This is a genomic window from Paenibacillus sp. FSL R10-2788 (genome assembly GCF_038003885.1).
Classification (GTDB): Bacteria; Bacillota; Bacilli; order Paenibacillales; family Paenibacillaceae; genus Paenibacillus_AQ; species Paenibacillus_AQ odorifer.
On record NZ_JBBOQA010000001.1, the window covers coordinates 4,840,764 to 4,857,286 of the forward strand.

The window sequence follows — 16,523 nt, forward strand, 5'->3', positions numbered from 1 at the left end:
TATCCCCTTGAGAAGTTTTTTCGAGCCGTTAGGCAAGTGCAGTCGCTTGCTCACGCTTTCGTTCGTCGGTATACTCAATCGCCGCTGTGTATCCAATGAACATCCCCCAAAGTAAAAAAAGGCAGAACTCACTAATCACAGTGTTCCACGGCAGCTTAAAAGGCGGCTGCATAAGAAACATTTGCGAGCCGGGAATAAATATAACTACCCACCACAAAACACCATAAACCAATCCTGGCCAAGGTCCCTTCAGCTTGCGCAGAATAAGCACATATAGCAGTGAGGCTATCACTGAAAATAAGATGAAAAACAAATAACCCACGAGATGTCCATACATTGTTGTCAGAAAAGTATGTTTAAAAAACGGCTCTGCTAAATAACCAGGACTAACCTTGGTAAAGCTGAACCAGTAGATTAACCAGTGCAGCCCTCCCCAAATCAAACCTGCGAAAAAACCTAATTCGAGCGCAAAAAACCAAATATTAGTATGATCTGATTGTTGTTGATGTGATTTGCTCATAGAATTGCCTCGCTTTCCGTATTTTAATACCGATTTGTCTCTCCTTGTCCCTATAAGGTAGTATGTGCAGCAAAAGGCGATCCAACTAGTAATGTCTTCAAAAATTAGTTACAATGTATTATATAAATCATATTAATTACGGGAAGGTGAATTGGTTGTCCCAGGAAACTCCCAGCTATGGCGGCCAAGCCGTCATTGAAGGCGTCATGTTCGGCGGCAAGCATATTAATGTAACAGCCGTGCGACGAAAGAATCAGGAGATTACATTTTTGGAGGTGCCAAGAAGCGATAAGAGCTGGGTCACTAAACTGCGCAAGATTCCGCTGCTTCGCGGCCTTGTCAGTATTATAGATGCCAGCGCCAAAGGCTCTAAGCACTTGAACTATTCAGCTGAATCCTATGCCGAAGATGAATTGGAACCCGAAGAACTGGCGAAAGAGAAAGCTAAGCCGAAGAAAAAGGACGAAGGCTGGAGCCTCGGAATGATTTTTGGCGTTGCTGTAATGGGTATTCTCTCCTTCTTATTCGGAAAGCTCATTTTTACGCTTGTCCCAGTATTTGTCGAAGATTTTTTATTCAAGAATGCATTTGATAACTATGTACTGCACAACCTCATAGAAGGCGGCATTAAAATGGTCCTCTTGCTGGTCTATTTATGGGCGATTTCGCAAACACCTGTGATCAAGCGGCTATTCCAGTATCACGGTGCGGAACACAAAGTCATCAGCGCCTTTGAAGCAGGCGAAGAGCTGACTGTCCAGAACGTTCAGAAATACAGCCGTCTGCATTACCGCTGCGGAAGCAGTTTTATGATGCTGACGATTATCCTCGGCGTTATTATTTACTCCGTAGTACCATGGGATAATCTTTGGGAACGTGTGATCCAACGGATTATTCTGTTGCCTGTCGTAATCGGTGTTTCGTTTGAGGTTCTGAAGGGTACCAACGCAGTAAGAGAAATTCCAGGTCTTAAATACTTGGGATATCCTGGACTATGGCTGCAGCTGCTCACTACCAAAGAACCAAAGGATGATCAGGTAGAAGTATCCATCGCCTCTTTCAATCGTATGCGTGAGCTTGATGCAGAGATTGAAGCCAGAGGATATACGGAGGCAAGTGTGTCAGGCGGCATATTGGATCCTGCGAAAGGATGAGTGTCCTATGATCAGGCATGCTTTAATTTTTTGGATTTCAGTAATTCTTGCAATATTCGGTTTTGTGATTGGAGTCTTGACTGAGCCTTTCTACACGCTGTCGAAGCTGATTCTCCCCTTAGTATTGTTAGCGATTATCTATTATGCTTACAAAATGGGACCAGGGAAATACGCTCGCAGCAGTAATGGATCTAGAATCAAAGTCAAACCTTCGCAGAAAACCATGACCAAGGTAGCTGGGATTCGCAAGACACAAGCAGCACCAGGCAAACGCAAAAGTTATCCCTTCCAAGTCATCGAAGGAAATAAAGGGAAAAACGATGATCAGCTTCCGAAGTACCATTAACTAAATTATGACAAGCACAAAAAAGCATCTCCACGTTTCAAAATAACGTGCGGGATGCTTTTTTTCTGATATTATGAAGCTTGCTTGTTATCGGGGGCGCCATTCCTTAAAGAAGTCTTCCCCTGCTTTCAGTCCGGCGGCATACAATTCGTCGCTTTGCATCTTCGTAATATTAAATTGGGTCGTGCCGATACCAAGCGTTGGGATGGTTACTGTGCGGACATATTTATCATCTTCAATATATTTCTCATCATGAGCAGACAGCATGGTACTGACCATAGCTTGCAGCATACTGAATGGTCCCCTAATCCTGTGGGGCTGCGGGTCGGTTTTACCTACTGTTTGATACCCTACGGTAGGGATTCTTTTCCCCGGCACTTTACTATTCTCGTTCATCCCGTCAAATAGCCATAAAGGAAAATTGCTTAATAATCCTCCGTCCACAACGTATACAAATTGCTCAATAAAAGACTTCCCTCTAGCGGACTGTCCATTTAACCTGAGCATCACTGGATCAAAAAAATAAGGAATACTGCAGCTCATACGGACAGCCTTAGCCACCTCAAAATGTTCAGGAGAGATTCCATACTGTTCCAACCCATCTGGTAAGACCAATATCCGGCCATTGGTAATGTCAGAAGCAATTATAGATAGTTTGCCTGGAGGCAGATCACGAAAAGTGATAATTCCCTTTTTAAGCAAAAGCGATCTCATCCACGATTCCAAGGCTTCACCCGAATACAATCCCTTCTTCAATAACACTCGCAGTGCAGGACCTACCCAAGCCGTATTATAAATGGGAGCTCGCTTCATAAACGATGAAAAAGAAGTTCCTTGGATCATCCGACTCATTTCCTCACCTTCATAACCCGCAGCCAGTAAAGTCGCTACAATCGCGCCTGAGGAGGTTCCAGCGACCTTTTTAAAGGTTCGCCCCGCCTTTTCCGTGGCTTCAACTGCTCCAGCGAGAGAAATCCCTTTTACTCCCCCTCCTTCAAACACAGCGTTAATCTCCATACACGAAAATCCCCCGTTTCCCATAGATTCTATTGCTTATCTATGAGCACGGGGGAGCATTCATGACTCCTTATCTAGAACAGTTATCTTATTTGGACTGAAAATAAAAGGTCAGCAAATTTGATAATCCAAACGGATTGCGGACTACAATGTCATTTGCTCTGAACATAATACTGCCTGCAACCTCTTTATATTTCTCATTATATTTAAGCTGGTTGATGATTTGGTCGCCACTTTGCCATTCTGCTTTCTGGTCACTTGCTCCAACCTTATAAGCAGCTTGCCCAATATAGAGCTTAACATTCGTATTCTCTACCTCTTTAACCCACCAATCTACTAGCTTATCGTAGCGGGCAGTGCTAAAGGACAGACTCCAATAAATTTGCGGTGCGACATAGTCAATCCAGCCTTGCTTGATCCATGTCCGAACATCGGCGTACATATCGTCATAAGCGGTAACTCCAGCTGTGGTATCCGAACCTGTGCTGTCTTTTTTGATATTACGCCATACACCAAACGGACTAATTCCATAAGAAACCTTCGGTTTCACCTTATGAATCTGTTCTCCCAATTGACGGACGAATTCATTAATATTATCGCGGCGCCAATCCACCTTAGAGGACAGGTTCTTCGTGTTATAAGTCTTATAAGCAGTATCATCAGCAAAAGATACACCTGAAGGATAGAAATAATCATCCAAATGGACACCATCTACATCATAGCCTTTGACGACCTCCAACACTGTATCGATAATATGCTGGCGGGCTGCTGGGATCCCTGGATTGATGTATTTTTTACCTCCTGCGTCTACAATCCATTCCGGATTTGACTTAGCCACATGATTACTTGCTAATGCGGATGTAGAAGCATCCGTTGTCGCGCGGAATGGGTTGAACCATGCATGGAACTGCATACCGCGTGAATGTGCAGCGCTGACCATATAGCTCAACGGGTCATAACCCGGATTTTTTCCTTGGGTGCCGGTCAGCACCTTAGACCAAGGAACTAGAACAGAAGGGTACAGGCTGTCTGCTGAGGTTCTAACCTGTACAAAAACAGCATTAAAACCAACAGCTTTTAGCTTGTCCAGCAGATTATCAAATTCTTGTTTTTGTTTCGCTTCGTTACCTGCAGAAGCTACTGAAGGCCAGTCCAGATTAAATACTGTAGAGATCCAGGCTCCCTTCATCTCCTTGTTAGCCGACGCACCAGGGATACTTGGAACTGTTGGCGAGGTCGGTTTTGGAGTCGCTGTAGGGGCTGGGGTCGGCGTTGGCGTAACGACTGGAGTCGCTGTAGGTACTGCTGGCGTTTCCGGATCAGCAGCCTGCGGCGGCTCTGTATTAGAGTACAAAGAAATATGTTTGGTAGTCTGATCCCAGATAACCTGTAACCCCAATTGCTCACTTACAAAACGAAGCGGCACCATAACCCGTCCCTGCTTAATCTGTACTGAGGTGTCGAGGGCTACAGAAGCATTATTAACTAATGCACTTTTCTGGCCACTGGTCAGCTTGATCTCTGTATCTCCTTGCGTGATTGTAACTGTCTTACTGCTTTGATTCCAAACTACTCCAGCACTCAACCCTTTACTAATGACGCTAATTGGCACCATCGTTACATTCGAAGCTGTGATATACGGCGGCACATCGCTTGCCAGCGCCTCGCCATCCAGTTCAATGGTAATCTGCACAGCTGCCGCACGTGCCCCAGGAGACCATAAAGGCAGAAACAATACTAATACTAGCAATCCCAACATCCATTTACGATAATTCATAATTCCTCCCCAAATCTAAAATAATATGTATCCAATAAAAAAAGAAAAAACGGATCAATCCTCCAAGTTGATGTACCGATTCCACCCTTCAAAAGAGCGGTATCAATCTCAGCCAGAAAAAGGACTTATCCGTTTTGACGCTAAAAACTGGGAAAGGTTGCACTAAACAAAATAGAAACGGCTATACCATCAAGTAGTTTATGCTCACCAAAGCCTTGCTGGGCATAACTTTAAGGACGGTATCCGTTTCGGGAAAAAACATTTCAAGAATCGCTTGCCAGTTCATTGTGAATAGCATATAAAGTCTGCAGACGTTCTTCATCGCGGCGGAAATATTCCACCAACGTTTCGATACGTGTAATCGAATCCCAACTTAGGTGGTGCTCGATCCCTTCAACATCATTATAGATAAATTCCTGCTGTACTCCGATCAAACCGAGGAATTCTTCCAATAGTTGATGACGATCAACAAGACGTTTCCCTACTTTTTTCCCTTTGTTGGTTAGGACAAGCCCACGATATTTCTCATAGATGAGATATTCGTCCTTATCCAGTTTTTGGATCATCTTGGTCACAGAGGAGGGATGTACTTCCAGTCCCTCGGCAATATCCGAGACCCGCGCATAACCTTTCTCATCAATGAGCTTATATATGCGCTCCAAATAATCCTCCATGCTGGGTGTTGGCATTAAAATTTACCTCTTTTCTATAATGAACCTGGCGCCGAGCCAAACCTTGCTCTAACAATGATACATGTTTCTAACGCCCCTTGGCAAGTCCTTCAAGAGAACATGCTGAGGAGTTACCCATGATTGCCATGCTTCTAATGAGACTCAGTTAGGCATAATAAACTTACTCATCTTTCAGAAGGAGCGTGAATTCATGACTATAGTGACACCTGAGACCCCTCCCGTAAAGAGAACCAGAAAAGCTACAGCCCTTTTTGTCCCCGAGCTTGTTTTCTTCGAGCCGGATGCTTTAAATTACCCGAAAGGTGAACGGATCATGGAATGGGTGAAGGCTAACAATATTCCCTATCGCATGACTACATCGCATAACCGCATAATGAATTTCCCGGGTGACACAGAGGTCGAGCAATATAAAATTGCCAAAAGAACACTTGTAGTCGGCCTGCGCAAAACCTTAAAGTTTGACCAATCCAAACCCTCCGCAGATTATGCAATTCCGATCGCAACTGGCTGCATGGGCCACTGCCATTATTGTTATTTGCAGACTACTTTAGGTGCAAAGCCTTACATTCGTGTATATGTAAACACCGAAGACATCATTGACGCCGCCAAAAAATATATCGAGGAACGTAGCCCTGAAATCACGACTTTTGAAGCAGCCTGTACCTCAGATCCATTAGGACTGGAGCATATTACCGGATCTCTGTCAGAACTCATCACATTCATGGCAGCGGAGCCCCTTGGCCGCCTGCGCTTTGTGACCAAATACCAACATGTTGAACCTCTACTCGATTTGCAGCATAACGGACATACCAGAATTCGTTTTAGCGTAAATGCTGACTATGTGATCAAAAATTTCGAGCCTGCTACCTCGCGGTTTGAAGAGCGAATTGAAGCGGCTGGAAAGGTCGCACGTGCCGGCTATCCACTGGGCTTCATCATTGCCCCAATTATTTGGTATGACGGCTGGCAGGAAGGCTACGCGGAGCTGCTGGCCAAATTAGCCAAGACCCTCCCGCCGGAAATAGGAAAAGGTCTAACCTTTGAAATGATTCAGCACCGATTCACCAAAACAGCCAAAACTGTAATTGAGAAACGTTATCCGAAATCTAAACTAGAAATGGACATGGAGAAACGTAAAAAGAAATGGGGCCGCTGGGGACAGAACAAATATGTCTATCCGGATGAACAGCAAACCGCCCTGCGAGAATTTATCACAGAGCGGATTTTCGAGCATTTTCCTGAAGCAGGTATTGATTACTTCACCTAAGCTCTAAAAATTCTTGTATTTTAAAAAATTAGCCAATCCGGCGTTATTCCTTGTAGCCACACTGTTATCCGGAACATTTGATCCGTGAACAGCAAAACACCCATAAATACCATTAGGACGCCGCCAATCTTCATCAGCAGATTCGAATACTTGAGGATACGCTTCACTCCGCCAAGGAAAAAGGCTAAAAGAAAAAATGGCAAAGCAAATCCGATGCTATACGCGGTAATCAATGTAAACCAAGTGCCTGGATCGCTTGCCGACAGTGCAATAATTGCCGTCAAAATCGGTCCGATACAAGGTGACCAACCAGCAGAAAAACCAATTCCGAAAATAAAGGAGCCCACATAACCCGCCGGTTTCCATTTTAAATCAAGCTTCCGTTCGCGAAGTAGAAACTGGGGCTGAAAAATCCCAATCAAAAATAAACCCATTACAATAATTAGAATCGCCGACAATTGCCGGATCAGATCACGCTGGCCATTAAAGAATTGCCCGAATAACCCAGCCCCAAAACCAAGTGTGTAAAAAACAGCAGAAAAACCTAATATAAATGCCAATGTATGAGTCAGGGTGCGTACACGAACCTCTTTAGAGTTGCTGCCTGATTTTAATTGTTGAACGGATAACCCGGTAATGTACGATAAATAAGAGGGGTACAGCGGTAAGCAGCATGGCGATATAAACGATGCCACCCCTGCGGCTAAAGCAATTCCTGCATTGATATTAGACAAAATAGCGGCTCTCCTTCCGGCATTCGAGTCACTTCATGGAGCTGCTTATGGCTCCTTTTTTTAATATAAGAAAGGATTAATTTCTCATTATTACTTTTCTTATATTCACACCTAAACGCTTATCGTCCTTACAAGGACACCGAAGGCGTTTACGCTTGCCTAATGCGATACCGATTACTTAATTCGCTGTTTATGCTGGCAATCCCTTTTTACCGATCAAGGTTAATACCAATAATGATATGAGCAAAAGCACAATAGTTGCACCGGGAGCCAAATTCCACACTCCAGCTACTACTAGTCCTCCTACAACGGCAATCTCCGAAATGATAACCGCCAGGATGACCGAGGATTTAAAGCTACGAGATAGCAATAAGCTGATTGCGACCGGAATAGTCAACAAAGCAGATACTAATAGCGAGCCCACAATCTTGATCGCTGTGCTAATCACAAGTGCTGTCAGGATGGTGATCAGCATGTTAAGCAGCTTCACCGGCAGCCCACTTACACTTGCTGCATCCTCTTCAAAGCTAAGCAAAAAGAACTCTTTAAAGAACATCGATACTACTACTACAACAGCTATAGTCACTATGCCTACCACGATCAAATCAGTATTATCGAGCGTATAAATGCTGCCGAACAAATAACTCATTACGTCCGCATTATACCCTTTTCCTAAGGTGAAAAAGAGTGAAGCCAACGCCACTCCGCCCGACATTATAATGGCAATCGACAGCTCCGCATAACTCTTATAAGCCTTGCGAAGCTTTTCAATCGCGAAGGACGCTACCACTGCAAAGATAAGGCCTGCGCCCAGCGGATAAAATCCTGTTAGAAAACCGAGTGCTACCCCCGCTATAGTAACATGAGCCAGCGTATCACCAATCATGGATAATCGTCTAAGCACAAGAAAAACGCCTATAAGCGGCGCCGTTATACCAATCAGCAGTCCGCCCGCAAGCGCCCGCTGAAAAAAATCGCTAAATAGTATTTCCAACTTAAACTCTCCTTCATACAAAACTCAAACCATTTTAAAACCTTTTTCAAACCTTTTCGATCCCTCCCAAACCCTCCCTTCCAAGGGAGGGCCCCAAGGGCTCTGCCCTCTGGACACCCGTTAAGTGCAACTAGCGTAGGAGTTAGTGTTACTGAACATAGATAGGTCGGGGAAAGATCGCTTTCGTCCCTAAAGGGACACGCTTGTACTTTGGTGGTGCTTAGGTAAGAGAAAATAAGAAATAGGAACAAGGTTAAAATACCTCTTAATAAAACCATGTCTACTGACTAACTTCCACACGCAAGTTATGTATGCCCTGAGAACAGAGGCACCCCTGTTCAGAGTTCAATTATGACTTAAGAGAGCGTGTGCTGCAGGTTCTCTTCTGTGCAATTCTGGAGATCATGTGAGTGGCGGGAGTAAAAGTTGATTTTACCATTTGTCTGCACGGGCTCATGACCTAAATAATTTTTAATCATGTCGATATCATGCGACACCATCAGGAAGGTCATATGATGATGAGCATGCATATGCGTAATTAATTCAAAGAATCCCGCTTGTGATTCGGCATCAATACCCACGGTAGGTTCGTCCAAAATCAGCAGGTCAGGATGGTTAATCAGCGCCCGAGCCAGAAAAACACGCTGCTGCTGACCGCCTGACAGCTGGCCTACTCTTTTCTCCGCAATATCTTGTATCCGCATGACTTCAAGTGCATCCTCACATTGACGATGCTGAGCCTTAGATACTCTGCGGATCAGATTCTTGTTATTATATAGACCTGACAGAACTACTTCACGCACCGTTGCTGGAAACAATGGGTTGAAGGCATTTTTTTGCGGAACATATCCGATCCGTTCCCAGTCTTTAAACTTGCGGACAGGCGTTCCGAATAATTTAATTTCACCACTGCTCGCCGGAAGCAAGCCGACGATCATTTTCATCAATGTTGTTTTACCAGCACCATTAGAACCAATGATACCAAGGAAATCTCGTTCTCTTACACTATAGTTAAGATTCGATATCACCTTCTGTTCCCCATATGAAAAAGAAAGATCCTGTATATCGATGATATGCTGATGGCAGTCCAAGGATACCGATTGCATGCTTAAGTACCGCCTTTCCCTTATACTTTCCTTATTATTGTAAGGCCATAATCAGATTTTGCAAATTTTTCTCCATCAGAGTGAAGTAATTATCTCCGTTCTTCTCTTGCTCCGCAGTAAGTCCCTCTACCGGATTAAGCACCATAGTGGAAACGCCCGCTTCGGCTGCAAGTGTCTTAGCCAGTTTATCGGAGACAAGCTCTTCAAAAAAGATATACTTAATACCTTCATCTTTTACCATTTTCGCAAGCTTCACTAAATCCTGTCCGCGCGGCTCGGCGTCCGGCGAAAGTCCCATAATCGCATGCTGATCCAATCCATAATCACGGGCAAGGTAAGAGAAAGCCTGATGTGATACTACGATCTTATGGTTGGGCAGCTTAGCAAGCTCCTCTTTGAATTTACTATCTAATGCCTGCAGACGTTCAGCAAGCTTATTGTAACGCTCTTCATAACCTTCTTTATGCTCAGGATCCACGGACTGAAGGCTTTCTTTAATATTCTGAGCCATAGTAATGGCTGATTTTGGACTTACCCAAGTATGCGGGTCCGTATGCAGGCTGTCTCCTGAGGCGTTACTGTTATGATCCGTATCCTCATTTTGATGAGACTCTTCCTCACTTGCCCCATGATCATGCCCGTCATCTTCATCGGTCATGATATAATCAATACCTTGGCTTACTTCAACCGCCTTAACTTTACTGCTGCTATCAAGGCCTTTTAAAAAGTTAGGGACCCAGCCTTCTAAGCCTGCACCGTTATATAGAAATAGCTGTGCCTTAGAAGTGTTGATAATGTCTTGACTGCGCGGTGTCCAATCATGTGGCTCCACACCCACTGGAAGCAGGTTAATAGCATTGATATCTTCCCCGCCAATCTCCTTAGCAAACTCGTAAATAGGATAAAAGGTTGTAACTACATTTACTTTCCCTTCAACTATACTTCCACTGCTCTTAGGTCCGCATGCACTTAGTGTAAATACCAGTACCAGTGCAAGGACGAGCAAAATTATACGCGATTTCATTGCTGCCATTATATTGATCTACCCCTCAAATCGTAAATTTTACTATTAGTAGTATAATAGTAATCGTTACGATAAGTCAACAAAGTATCCAAAAAGAAACGGCAATATCGCCTTTAATAAAAAAGGAATGCTCCCACAACCAACCCGGCTGAAGGAGCATTCTCTTGTTCAAGCAACCTCATTAAAAAATTTCTACAACAGTATTGTCTTATTTCACTACTGCTCCGTTTGGCATGCTGTCCGGCACGGTAGCGATCGTTAGCTGGTCACCTTTAGAAGCCGCCAAAATCATCCCTTGGGACAACTCCCCACGCAGCTTCACCGGTTTAAGGTTTACGATACAAATCACTTTACGTCCCACCAGCTCTTCCGGTGTATAGAATTTCGCGATACCAGAAACCACTTGACGTTGTTCATAACCCAGATCCAGTTGCAGCTTCAGCAGCTTGTCAGCTTTTTTCACTGGCTCTGCAGCAATAACTTGAGCAACACGCAGCTCTGCTTTAGCGAAATCGTCAATGCCGATTTCCTCTTTATGCTCTTCCACTGGCTCGGAGTCCGCAGCAGCAGGAGCAGCCGCTTCCGCCACTTCAGCCGCAGCTTTGCCAGCGCCCATAGCCTCGGCAATATAAGCTACCTCTTGCTCCACATCCAGACGCGGGAAGATTGGATTGCCTTTCACCAGCTTTGTTCCCGCCGGAATCAGGCCAAAAGTCTTACCGCTATCCCAAGTCGTTAACTCATCAGGCTCAATACCCAGCTGTTCCCAGATCTTCGCTGGTGTTTGTGTCAAGAACGGCTGCAGCAGGATTGAAGCAGTACGCAGACCTTCCACAAGATGTCTCATCACAGAAGCCAACTCGGCAGTTCTATTTTCATCTTTGGCAAGTACCCAAGGTTGGGTCTCATCGATATATTTGTTGGTGCGGCTAATGAATGTTCCGATAGCTGTCAGCGCCACGGAGAACTCCATTTTTTCCATAGCTTCTTCTACTTTGGCATAAGTATTCTCAGCTGCAGCTTGAAGCTCACCATCAAATGCTGTTACATTTCCTTCATATGCCGGAATCTCGCCTGCAAAATACTTTTCAACCATAGCCCCTGTACGATTCAACAAGTTACCCAGGTCGTTGGCAAGATCATAGTTAACCCGGTCTACAAAACTTTCCGGTGTAAACGTGCCATCAGAACCAAATGGTACCTCGCGCAGCAGGTAATAACGTAATGCATCCAAGCCATAACGATCAATCAGTGTCACAGGATCAACTACGTTACCTTTGGATTTCGACATTTTTCCATCTTTCATGAGCAACCAGCCATGGGCAAATACCTTTTTCGGAAGGGGTTCACCAAGCGCCATCAGAATGATCGGCCAGTAAATTGTATGGAAACGAACAATTTCTTTACCAACGATGTGTACATCCGCGGGCCAGAACTTGTCATACAAGGTGCGATCCTCGGAACCATAACCCAGAGCAGTAATATAGTTAGTCAAAGCATCAATCCACACGTACACGACATGCTTCTCGTCGCCCTTAACTTTCACACCCCAATCAAAGGTTGTGCGGGAAACTGCCAGGTCTTCCAGTCCGGGCTTGATGAAATTGTTAATCATTTCGTTCTTACGGGATTCCGGCAAAATAAACTCTGGATTCTCCTCGTAAAATTGCAGTAACCGATCCGCATATTTACTCATCCGGAAGAAATAACTTGCTTCCTTCACCAGCTCAACCGGGTGGCCGCTATCTGGGCTTTTTGCACCAGTAATCACACCGTTATCATCACGCACAATATCAACTAATTGCGTTTCTGTGTAAAAGGTTTCATCTGGGATACTATACCAGCCCTCATATTCACCTTTATAGATATCTCCTTGCTGCAGCAACCGATCAAAAATATCCTGTACCACTTTTTTATGACGCTCTTCCGTAGTACGGATGAAGTCATCGTTCGAAATGTCCAGCTTGCGCCATAGCTCCTTAATACCAACAACAATGTCGTCTACGAACTGCTGAGGGGTCTTTCCTGCTTCCTCTGCCTTCCGCTCAATCTTTTGTCCATGTTCGTCTGTACCGGTTAGATAACGCACTTCGTAGCCGCGCAGACGTTTGTAACGGGCCATTGCGTCTCCTGCCACGGTTGAATAAGCATGTCCGATATGTAGCTTGTCACTCGGATAATAAATTGGTGTCGTTAGGTAAAACGTTTTTTTCTCACTCATTCGGTAATCATCCTTTCTTATTAAAAAACAAAAAACTCCCGTCCCCATAATGGGGCGAGAGTATAACTCACGCGATACCACCCAAATTTCCTGTCTCTTCACAGAGCACAGGCTTCGCCAGTTCCCTCGCGGGAACTGTCCATTAACGCTGGATCACGCTGTTATCTTACGTGAACCTCAATTGCAGTCCCCGCTCGAACACAGTTCCTCCCGGACCATATTCAATCTAACGCTCCATACCGGCTTTCAGCACATTCCGGCTCTCTGTATTGGACGTAACGATTTACTTATCCGTTCTTCGGAATTCATACTATTACTTGTGAATATACCCAAAGGTAAGGCACCATGTCAAGTCGCAGGGGCAGAATCCTTCTCAGCAGATTCATCTTGAAGCGGCGGCACAGGATCAAGTCCTCCAGGATGAAAGGGATGACATCTGGCAATCCGCTTAGCTGCAAGCCATGAGCCTTTCAGTGGACCATGGACTTCAATGGCTTCCAAGGCATAGGCAGAGCAGGTTGGATAGAAGCGACAGGTTGCTGGTTTAATAGGGGAAATGTACCTGCGGTACACCCGAATAGGCGCCTGAATCGTTCTGCGTAGGGTCACCATTTCTAAAGTCCCTTTTGTTTATCTGATGCTGCAACTAGTTCTTCTTCCCGGTTCTCTTCACATTCTTTGCAATAACCGAACACCTCAAATTTATGCTTGACTACCCGGAATTGATCGGGTGTATCCGTTAAATTCATCGGGCAGAAATTAATCGGGTAGGTCTTTTGGCATTGAAGGCAGATCATATGATGGTGATGATCCTGATGATTGCAGCTTCCCTTGAACTTCACTCCGTCTTCAAAGACAATCTGTTCAAGCACACCAAGCTCTTCCATTACACGAAGATTGCGGTACACCGTATCAAAGCTAAGCCCGCTATACTTGCGGCCCATATGCTCATATACATCCTTCGCTGACAAATATCCCTTATTCTCGCCGAATAACTGGGCAAGCGTTTTGCGTTGGTCGGTGATTCGCAGTCCTTGCCCCGACATGACTTCTAATATTTGTTCTGTCGACAGCATACGCTCATCTCCCATAAGATCAGTTCATTTATATTTCACTCTCTTAATAATGCCCCAAAATAAATGCCCCGTCAATGAAGCACAATGAAGCACCCCTACATAACCAATGAATTATTATATTTAAACAAAAGCCCGGCTGCGTATTCCTTTACGGAATATTCAGCCGGGCCTTTATTGTAGATAATTCCCCAATAGAGCTTATAGGGATATTCCTATTCTGTTATTTCTTTGCTGGAAGTGGAGTGATGAGGAAATTGACCGGCAAGTTACTGCCTGAAGCTGCTGTGAACAAAATCTCCACACTGCCGCCATACTCACCACTACGATAAACCACACTGTTCATATCAGCATTAGCAAGACTTCCCACGCTTGGCATATGCACGATTTGATTATTAACCATAACCGGCCCCATATAGTTACCGCCACGTGGATTAAACGTAATCAAGGAGTTTGGTGCAACATTTTCGAATCTGATCTTGTATAATACCCCGAAATTACCGGCATTGGATGCTTCCTTACCTGCCATTGGGTCTACGCCAGCCAGGTTCTTATCACTGGAATTATCGCCTAGCAGAAGTTTTGCAGGGGTTTTTCCTACCTCATCGGTAACCGTGATAATACGAGTAGAATCTTCGTAAGTTCCCCGATTATGCACTCCGTCTTGATCCAGAACTGGAAGTGTTGGAAGTGTAGTCAGTGGATCTTTATTCGCATCAATTAACATGACATTATAATCGATTGGATAATCACTAAATAAGTCCGCTTGCAGTGAAACAATTTCACTTGGTTTCATCGCAATTTGGTTTAGATCCGTCAGAATTGAGACGCTTTCCCCGGGTTGCAGAACAATCGTTTTATAATGCTCATTTGTAAGCATAGATTTCCAATAACGTTCTACAGACATTTTACCTGTACCTTCAGGATATGTGCTTGGGCCTGCAAAGCCAACATATTCTGTTGTAAGCGTAGTTGGGTAAAGATTGTTATTCGTAGCAATCACATACACTTTAGCTTTAATATTCAGGTTATTCTTGTGGTGAATCAAGAAGCGGGTTTTACCTAATGAAGTCTCACGGTAAGTAACACCTTCTGTATACACCGTTTCTGGGCTGTTGCTGCGAATTAATTTATAAGGCTCGGAAGAAAGATTATAAGCTACTTGCTGCCAAGTAGGAACCATCGATCCATCGATGCTAAACACACTGCCCGGAGATGCAAATAATCTGTTGAAATCTTCTTTACTGTACAAGATTTCATCCGAAATATTAACGGTTTTCTCAAAGGTACTGATCGCGCCATGTGAATCTTTTACTTGGACAGCAATTGTCGCTGGACCCGGAGTAAAGAAAGCTTCTGCTTTGTTCGTCCAAGTTACGGTAATTTCATCACCATCAGGATCGTTACTTAGATCGGTATAAGTAATCATTTCACCCATCTTATATGAATCCTTGTCTGTAGTGAAATTAGCAACTGGAGGTGTATTAGGTTTAAGCACTGTGATGGTCATGGAGTAAGGATCACTCCACTGTTGATTCGCATCCATTACGGAATAGGTTACTACATAATATCCTGGTTGATCATAGATATCCTGCTTGTTACCTCCCCAGCTTTCATCCACAATAGCTACACCATTTGGTGACGAGCTGGAGGTAACGAAGGTCACTGGTTCGCCGGCGTAAATTTCAGTTGGCACTGTGAAAGAAGCTTTAGGTTTGTTGTTTAATGTAAGGATTACCCGCTTTTGTACATTATCAACGGTGTAAGGAATGCCCAGTGCCCCAGTTATGGATGTCAATGGAACCATGAAAGTACCCTTGTATTGGTAAGCTGGACCTTTCATTGTCTTCTTTTCACCATTAACTGTATAGACCTTGCTGTCGGTCTTAAAGCGCATAACGTCGCTTCCCTTGGTAACAATGGTTTCTTTCGTTTTATAATCATAAACGTATTTCACACCTACACGTTCTACCATAGCCCGGATCGAAACGTAGGACACGCCGTTTTTCACTGCCATAGGCTGATTAGCTAAATATTCCTGGCCGTTCTGATACATTTTGTTGCTGTTCATCATAAGGATAAGCTGATTGCTAGCCGCAGCACGAGCACCATCTGTTGTTGTAGTAGGTTCTGTAGTAACTCCAGGTGTTGCAGTTGGAAGCGGTGTTGCAGTAGGTTCAATTGTTGCTGTAGGTTCAACAGTAGTCGTAGGATCAACTGTCTCTGCAGGAATAGGAGTTGGTGTTGGTGACACTACTCCTCCTGGCGTCTCCGTCGGCAATGGCGGCAATGGATCGGTAGATTCTGGCATTACCTCCGGCGCAGCTGAAACAACTGTCCCTATTACAGTAGTATTACTTGGGGTATTATTGACAGCTTCAGCAAAAGCCGGCACTGCCGATGCGGCCTGAGATACAGCCAAAACAGCAACTAACGTTAACTTTTTCAAATCCATGATATAACTCCTCTGCTCCTATTTGTAAATATAAGTAGGACTCTATCTTTTTCATACTCCTCTTATATTCCCCGCAAAATGCTACCACCCACGATAGGGCGGCAAAAAGCTTTTGCCACGATCGTCATAACAAACATAGTATT

At 44.4% G+C, this 16,523-nt stretch carries 15 protein-coding genes; 3 read left to right on the plus strand and 12 right to left on the minus strand.

Annotated features, from left to right (window positions below; genetic code table 11):
* Positions 1-28: 28 nt before the first annotated feature.
* The gene (locus tag NSQ50_RS21640; RefSeq protein WP_036682865.1) at positions 29-520 is read right to left on the minus strand and encodes a YqhR family membrane protein; all 492 of its coding nucleotides are present in this window, start codon (positions 518-520) and stop codon (positions 29-31) included.
* A 113-nt stretch (positions 521-633) separates the two neighbouring features.
* Between NSQ50_RS21640 and NSQ50_RS21645 the strand changes: the two genes are divergently transcribed.
* The gene (locus tag NSQ50_RS21645; protein WP_370510857.1) at positions 634-1,674 is read left to right on the plus strand and encodes a DUF1385 domain-containing protein; all 1,041 of its coding nucleotides are present in this window, start codon (positions 634-636) and stop codon (positions 1,672-1,674) included.
* A gap of 7 nt (positions 1,675-1,681) precedes the next feature.
* On the plus strand, positions 1,682-2,020 hold the full coding sequence (locus tag NSQ50_RS21650; protein WP_036682871.1) for a hypothetical protein: 339 nt from the start codon (positions 1,682-1,684) through the stop codon (positions 2,018-2,020).
* A gap of 87 nt (positions 2,021-2,107) precedes the next feature.
* Here the strand turns inward: NSQ50_RS21650 and NSQ50_RS21655 are convergent, their stop codons facing one another.
* From NSQ50_RS21655 to mntR, 3 genes are all read right to left on the minus strand, one after another.
* Positions 2,108-3,037, minus strand: a complete 930-nt coding sequence (locus tag NSQ50_RS21655; protein ID WP_076223555.1) for a patatin-like phospholipase family protein — start codon at positions 3,035-3,037, stop codon at positions 2,108-2,110.
* Positions 3,038-3,125: 88 nt separating this feature from the next.
* Positions 3,126-4,814 (minus strand): family 10 glycosylhydrolase, encoded by a 1,689-nt coding sequence (locus NSQ50_RS21660; RefSeq protein WP_076223558.1) that lies wholly within the window; start codon positions 4,812-4,814, stop codon positions 3,126-3,128.
* A gap of 263 nt (positions 4,815-5,077) precedes the next feature.
* Positions 5,078-5,503: a transcriptional regulator MntR gene (mntR, locus tag NSQ50_RS21665; protein ID WP_036682880.1), complete on the minus strand. Its 426-nt coding sequence runs from the start codon at positions 5,501-5,503 to the stop codon at positions 5,078-5,080.
* Positions 5,504-5,696: 193 nt separating this feature from the next.
* Here mntR and splB point away from each other — a divergent pair, with 193 nt between their 5' ends.
* The gene (splB, locus tag NSQ50_RS21670) at positions 5,697-6,773 is read left to right on the plus strand and encodes a spore photoproduct lyase (protein WP_036682882.1); all 1,077 of its coding nucleotides are present in this window, start codon (positions 5,697-5,699) and stop codon (positions 6,771-6,773) included.
* 20 nt (positions 6,774-6,793) lie between these two features.
* On the opposite strand, the gene NSQ50_RS21675 is transcribed toward splB, so the two are convergent.
* From NSQ50_RS21675 to NSQ50_RS21710, 8 genes are all read right to left on the minus strand, one after another.
* Positions 6,794-7,507, minus strand: a complete 714-nt coding sequence (locus NSQ50_RS21675) for a cytochrome c biogenesis CcdA family protein (RefSeq protein WP_076146793.1) — start codon at positions 7,505-7,507, stop codon at positions 6,794-6,796.
* A 190-nt stretch (positions 7,508-7,697) separates the two neighbouring features.
* Complete coding sequence (locus NSQ50_RS21680; protein ID WP_036682884.1) at positions 7,698-8,501, minus strand: metal ABC transporter permease; 804 nt, start codon at positions 8,499-8,501, stop codon at positions 7,698-7,700.
* Between the two features lie 356 nt (positions 8,502-8,857).
* On the minus strand, positions 8,858-9,607 hold the full coding sequence (locus NSQ50_RS21685) for a metal ABC transporter ATP-binding protein (RefSeq protein ID WP_036682888.1): 750 nt from the start codon (positions 9,605-9,607) through the stop codon (positions 8,858-8,860).
* A 34-nt stretch (positions 9,608-9,641) separates the two neighbouring features.
* Positions 9,642-10,631, minus strand: coding sequence for a metal ABC transporter solute-binding protein, Zn/Mn family (locus tag NSQ50_RS21690; protein ID WP_036683198.1), 990 nt, complete (start codon positions 10,629-10,631; stop codon positions 9,642-9,644).
* Positions 10,632-10,839: 208 nt separating this feature from the next.
* Positions 10,840-12,852 (minus strand): methionine--tRNA ligase, encoded by a 2,013-nt coding sequence (gene metG, locus NSQ50_RS21695; RefSeq protein WP_076223560.1) that lies wholly within the window; start codon positions 12,850-12,852, stop codon positions 10,840-10,842.
* Between the two features lie 348 nt (positions 12,853-13,200).
* A complete protein-coding gene (gene yidD / locus NSQ50_RS21700; RefSeq protein WP_036682893.1) occupies positions 13,201-13,464 on the minus strand; it encodes a membrane protein insertion efficiency factor YidD in 264 nt (87 codons plus the stop codon).
* Between the two features lie 2 nt (positions 13,465-13,466).
* Entirely contained in the window at positions 13,467-13,928 is a 462-nt protein-coding gene (locus NSQ50_RS21705) for a Fur family transcriptional regulator (RefSeq protein WP_036682896.1), read from the minus strand.
* A 220-nt stretch (positions 13,929-14,148) separates the two neighbouring features.
* The gene (locus NSQ50_RS21710) at positions 14,149-16,380 is read right to left on the minus strand and encodes a stalk domain-containing protein (RefSeq protein ID WP_076223563.1); all 2,232 of its coding nucleotides are present in this window, start codon (positions 16,378-16,380) and stop codon (positions 14,149-14,151) included.
* Between the last annotated feature and the right edge of the window lie 143 nt (positions 16,381-16,523).